This is a genomic window from Massilia sp. CT11-108, from assembly GCF_047302915.1.
GTDB lineage: Bacteria > Pseudomonadota > Gammaproteobacteria > Burkholderiales > Burkholderiaceae_D > Telluria > Telluria orientalis.
The window spans coordinates 1-5,476 of record NZ_JBKYMO010000380.1 but is presented as its reverse complement, the minus strand read 5'-3'; the positions used below and the strand labels follow the sequence as shown (position 1 = coordinate 5,476).

The following is a 5,476-nucleotide window of genomic DNA, read 5'->3' as shown; positions in this document are numbered from 1 at the left end:
CAACCAGTGTGAAAGTAGGTTATCGTCAGGCTAGTTATATGCAGAAGCCCGTTCAGTTGATACTGAGCGGGCTTTTTGCTTTCTACTTCACCTTCTTCAGATACGCCCGCAAGCCATGGGTCAGCACCAGCGGAAAGACGCTGGCATGATCCTCGTCCGCAAATACTTCGAGCCGGCTTTTCAGGTTCGGATACCGGTGCGTTTTCAATGCTGCGTCGAAGTCGCATAGATCCGCGACCATGTCCGCATTCTCTTCCGTTCGCGACCGCTTCCGGTTCGCCGGCAATGTCTCACGGCCGCCGATACCGAAGGACACCGACGCCGGCATATCCTTGTGTCCCTTTGCATAAGCCTGTTCCCGATCGAACATCACGCCCTGGTCGAACCACAGCGATGGACTGCCGAGGATGTAATGGTCGAACGTGGCCGGCTCGCTCAACAGCACTTGCAGGCCGAGCAGGCTGCCATACGAATGGCCGACAAAGATCTTGCGACTCATGTCGGCCCGGTAGTTCGCGGCGATCAGCGGGAAGACGTCGGCAGCGATGAAGCGGCCATAGGCTTGCGCCTCGCCGAACGCGGCGCTCCACCCCGGCATATCGGAGACATATTGGCCCCGGGGCATCGACGGCGTGTAATCGCGGCGCCGGCTATACACGGGACTGTCGCCCTTCGCATACGACAGCCCGACGACGATCGCCTCTTCCAAACCCGCATGCTTGGCCAGCCGCTGGGCGATACCGCGCGCGACCGGAAACGCGTAGTTCGCGTCGACGACGAACACCACCGGATAATGCCGGCTCGACGAACGATACGAATCGGGCAGCGCGACGAATACCTGGTAGTCGCGGTTCAGCGTATTCGCATGCACGTCGCGCACCTCCGTGTCGTCGAGCACATAAGGTGTCGCGGCCGAGGCCAGGCTGGACACGAAGCAGCACGCCAACAGCAGTTTGCGGATGACCGTCACTGTTGCCCCTCCGCCGCCAGCGTCTTCGCCAGCCATTCCCGCGCGACCGCCGCGTACTTGCGGCAGGCGTCGCGATCGACGAGGGTCTTGTTCTCCTTCCGCTCCCAAAGATCACCGAAATCCGGATGCGCGCTCACGAGCACGTCGCATTCCAGTCCTTCGATCGTGGCGATCGAACGCTCGACGTCCGCGCGCGCGGTCGGATAGAGCGGATTCCTGCTGAAACTGCGGCCATCTGCAGCCATGGCGGTGAGGCTGTCCGCGTACACCACGCGCATCGTCTTGCCGCTTTCGCTCGATTGCCACGTCCAACTGGTGGCACCCGGTGTGTGCCCCGGCGTGAAGTGCGCCGTGACGGCGAGCGGCCCGAGTGTCACGACTTCGCCGTCGCGTACCGCGCGCGTGTTGGCGACGGGTGTCATCGGGACCAGGCTGGGATATTGCGGATCCCGCTTGTCCGGCTGGCCCGACTTCAGCACGGCGACAGACGCCGGGCTGCCCAGCACCGTCGCGCCGCTCATCTTCTGCAGCGCGGCGATGCCGCCCGCGTGGTCGAAGTGATCGTGGCCATTCAGGATGTAGCGGATGTCTTCGACCTTGAAGCCGAGCGCGCGGACATGCGCCGCGACCTGGTCGGCCGCGGCGGGCGGACCGCCGTCGATGAGGATGTGGCCCGCCGGCGACGTGATCAGCACGGCGCTGATGCCGTGCGTGCCGACGTAATACGTGTTGCCGTAGACGGGGAACGGATCCTGCGGCGCGAGCCACTCCGTCATGCCGGCGACGGTGGAAGCGGAGACGCCGCCGAGCAGGAGCGCGGCAGCCAGGCGTATCGTGTTTTTCATGGGTAGCTGGAGAGTTGATAAAGAGGATGCGTCGCCGATTCTGCGGCCATGCCGGTACGACGGACACGTCGCCGTGACGAAACGCCGCTTCCACGTGACGAAGCGGCCGGCCGCTGTCCACCGGCAGGCTATACTTTCCCGATGACGCAGCACGCCATTTCCCCGCCATCGATGCCGCCCGCGGTAAGGACCATCGCCATCGTCGTGCTCTTGTGGACGGCGATCAGCACCCTGGGCGCCCTGCAGACCTACAGCGACAACCTGCGCCTCGGCGTCGACAGCCACTATCCGTCACTGCTGGTGACGTGGTTCGTGGAGTACGCCGTGCCGCTGATCGTCCTGAGCGCGGGCCTGAGCCTCGCTCTCGCGCGCTGGCCGGGATTGATCGCCCGTCCGCGCAACGTGTTCCTGCTGTTCGTGGGCCTCGTGCTCGTGTTCCAGCCCACGCAGTGGACGTACATGGCGTGGCTGCGCGGCTACCTGCACATCGCGAGCGTCGACGACGCGCGCCGCCTGCTGATGAAGATGCTGCTGGTCGGCTGGTTCTCGACGACGGGCACGTTCGCCGCCATCCTCGCGGTCCACTACTGGCGGCAGGCGCGCGAGCGCGAACTGGCGTGGCAGCGCAGCCAGACCGACATGCTGAATCTGCGCCTCGCGCTGGAAGAGCAGCGCATGCTGGCCCTGCGCGCGCAGTTCGAACCGCATTTCCTGTTCAATGCGCTGAATGCGATCAGCGCGCTCGTGCGCGAAGGCGACCGCACGCTGGCCCTCGGGGGCATCGGCCGCCTGAGCGACCTGCTGCGCTACGCGCTGTCGGCCAGCGTGCGCAATACGGCGACCGTCGCGGACGAGCTGCAGTTCGTCCGCGACTACCTCGACCTGCAACGCCTGCGCTACGGCGACCGGCTGCAGGTCCGCATCGACGGCGACGACGCGCTGCTGCACGACGTCGATTGTCCGCCGCTGCTGCTGCAGCCGCTGATCGAGAACGCGTTGCGCCACGATCTCGACTGCCACGACGGACCGAGCGATATTCGCCTGTCCTTCGTGTCCGACGGCGCGGCGCTCACGATCCGGGTGACGAATCCCGCGCTCGCGCAGGCGTCGCCCAATCCCGGCGCGGGTCTCGGGCTCGCGAATACGCGCGAGCGGTTGCGCCTCATGCATCCCACCGCGACGCTGCGCACGACCCTGCCGGACGGCCGCTTCGTGGCCGAAGTCCGCCTGCCTTTGGCGCGGGAGTGAGCATGCCGGTGCGCTACCTGATCGTCGACGACGAGCTGCCCAGCCGTTCGAACCTGCGCCTGGCCCTGGCCGCGCATCCGGACTGGCGGCTCGTGGCCGAATGCGACGGCACCGCGTCCGCGCGCGCGGTGCTGGCCGCGCAGGAGGTCGACGTCATCTTCCTCGACATCCAGATGCCGGCCGAATCGGGCCTCGTGCTCGCCCGCGAGATCAGCCGCGCATGCGCGCCGCCACTCATCGTGTTCGTGACGGCCTACAGCGAACACGCGATCGACGCGTTCGACGTGCACGCACTCGACTACCTGCTCAAGCCCCTGAACGATGCACGCCTGGCCCAGACGGTCGAGCGCATAAGCGCCATGCTCGGACAGCGTCAGCGCGAGGCCTATGGCGCGGCGCTGCGCGATTACGTCGATGCCGGCCAGACTGCGGCGCGGCCGGAGCGGATCAACGTGCGCTCCGTCGGCCGCATCGAGCAGATCCGGGTGGCGGACATCCTGTGGATCGAATCGGCCGGGAATTACGTCGAGCTGCACCTGGCCGGACGCACGGTCCTGCACCGCATCACGCTCAACCGTCTCGAAACGCTGCTCGCGCCCGAGGCCTTCCTGCGCGTGCACCGCGGCGCGATCGTCAGGCGCGGCGAGATCGCGCGGCTGGATTCCGTCGGCGACGGCAGCTACCGGCTCACGCTGCGTTGTGGCGCCACGGTCGCCGTCAGCGAGCGTTACCTGGGCGCGCTGAAGTCGGCGATGTGACGGACACCCGGTTTGCCGGGATGGCCGCGCTGTCGCCGGACATGGCTGCGTGCCTATACTGGTGCCCGTCACGAACGAACGCGGAGAATGCCTTGTCTACGAAATCCATCGCCCTCGCATGCCTGTCGTTGTTGCCGCTGACGGCCGGCGCCGTCGATGCCGCCGCCGTGCGCGCTGCCGTCGACCGCGCCATCCAGCCCTTGATGGCGCAGCACGACGTGCCCGGCATGGCGGTCGCCGTCACGGTGGATGGCCAGGCACTGTTCTTCAATTACGGCGAGGCGTCGAAACAGGAGCACAAGCCCGTCACCGAGAACACCTTGTTCGAACTGGGCTCCGTCAGCAAGACCGTCACGGCGACGCTGGCGTGTTACGCGCAGGGACTCGGCAAGCTGTCGTTCGCGGATCATCCCGGCCAATACGTCCCGCAACTGAAGGGCAGCGCGATCGACCGTGCGAGCGTGCTCGAACTGGGCACCTATACGCCGGGAGGCCTGCCGCAGCAATTCCCGGACGACGTCGAGACCGAGGCGCAGGCGATCGCTTACTTCCGCACGTGGCGCCCGGACGCCGCACCCGGCACGCTCCGCCGGTATTCGAATCCCAGTCTCGGGCTGTTCGGCCATGTGACGGCGCGGGCGCTGGGCGCCGGGTTTGCCGATGCCGTCGAAGGCCGGCTGTTCCCCGCGCTGGGCCTGAAGCACAGTCATATCCGCGTGCCTGGCGGCGCAACGGGCGACTACGCCTGGGGTTACGACAAGACCAACCGACCGGTGCGCGTCGGCCCCGGACCGTTCGACGCGGAGACGTATGGCGTAAAAGCCAGCGCGGCGGACATGATCCGCTTCGTCCAGCTGAACATCGACGCCAGCGGCCTGCCGGAACCGATGCGGCGCGCCATCGATTGCACGCACACCGGTTATTTCCGCATCGGCGATACCGTGCAGGGGCTCGGATGGGAGCAGTACCGCGCGCCCGTGAGCCTGGCTGCGCTACAGGCAGGGAATTCCACGAAGATGAGTGCCGAGCCGAATCCGGCCGTCCGGCTGGAGCCGGCCCAGGTCCCGCCGCCGGGGACGCTTTTCAACAAGACGGGCGCGACGCGCGGATTTGGCGCTTATGTTTTGTTCGTGCCGTCGCGTCGCGTCGGGATCGTCATGCTGGCCAATAAGAATTACCCGAATGCGGCGCGGGTGGAGGCGGCGTATTCGATTCTCGGGCATTTAGTACCGTGACCCCCTTGCGCACTGCGGCCAGCCTTTGCTATAGTTCGCCTCCTGTTTTGCAGCGCAAGAAAATCAGTCGGTAACGACGGCGCAACAAAACAGACGAGGGGTTGACGAGTTAAGCGAACTACTGCATAATCTCACTTCTCTGCTGCTGACGAACAAAACGATTCGCAAGCGCAGCAAGGCAGTACCGAATACAGCTCTTTAACAATCAACAGTCGATAAGTGTGGGCGTTTGATGAAGTGCCAGCATCCTTCGGGGTGCTGAATGCTTAAATTATCAAATGTTCACACAAAAGAAATACGTTGCTCAGCAATGAGTGACGGTCAGTATTTTGAGTGAGCGATCTGCTACGAAAGTAGCAAAAACAGAGATTAAACTGAAGAGTTTGATCCTGGCTCAGATTGAACGCTGGCGGCATGCTT

Annotated in this window: 4 protein-coding genes and 1 pseudogene; 3 read left to right on the top strand and 2 right to left on the bottom strand. The window is 65.0% G+C overall.

The features are described from left to right. Positions 1–82: 82 nt before the first annotated feature. Both ACEN88_RS23360 and bla read right to left on the bottom strand, forming a co-directional pair. Complete coding sequence (locus ACEN88_RS23360) at positions 83–970, bottom strand: alpha/beta hydrolase (protein WP_413343488.1); 888 nt, start codon at positions 968–970, stop codon at positions 83–85. Next, positions 967–1,815, bottom strand: a complete 849-nt coding sequence (gene bla / locus ACEN88_RS23355; protein WP_413343486.1) for a subclass B3 metallo-beta-lactamase — start codon at positions 1,813–1,815, stop codon at positions 967–969. Before bla ends, ACEN88_RS23360 begins: the two co-directional genes overlap by 4 nt. Positions 1,816–1,986: 171 nt before the next feature. Here bla and ACEN88_RS23350 point away from each other — a divergent pair, with 171 nt between their 5' ends. The 3 genes and pseudogenes from ACEN88_RS23350 (at position 1,987) to ampC (ending at position 5,056) form a co-directional block, all read left to right on the top strand. Continuing rightward, positions 1,987–3,063, top strand: coding sequence for a sensor histidine kinase (locus tag ACEN88_RS23350; RefSeq protein WP_413343484.1), 1,077 nt, complete (start codon positions 1,987–1,989; stop codon positions 3,061–3,063). Between the two features lie 2 nt (positions 3,064–3,065). Next, complete coding sequence (locus tag ACEN88_RS23345; RefSeq protein ID WP_413343482.1) at positions 3,066–3,821, top strand: LytR/AlgR family response regulator transcription factor; 756 nt, start codon at positions 3,066–3,068, stop codon at positions 3,819–3,821. 87 nt (positions 3,822–3,908) lie between these two features. Next, positions 3,909–5,056, top strand: a pseudogene (gene ampC, locus ACEN88_RS23340) (class C beta-lactamase). Positions 5,057–5,476: the final 420 nt, after the last annotated feature.

Coding starts and splice junctions, on each gene's coding strand:
- ACEN88_RS23350 (WP_413343484.1), top strand. CDS start 1,987: ATGCCGCCCGCGGTAAGGACCATCGCCATCGTCGTGCTCTTGTGGACG.
- bla (WP_413343486.1), bottom strand. CDS start 1,815: ATGAAAAACACGATACGCCTGGCTGCCGCGCTCCTGCTCGGCGGCGTC.
- ACEN88_RS23345 (WP_413343482.1), top strand. CDS start 3,066: ATGCCGGTGCGCTACCTGATCGTCGACGACGAGCTGCCCAGCCGTTCG.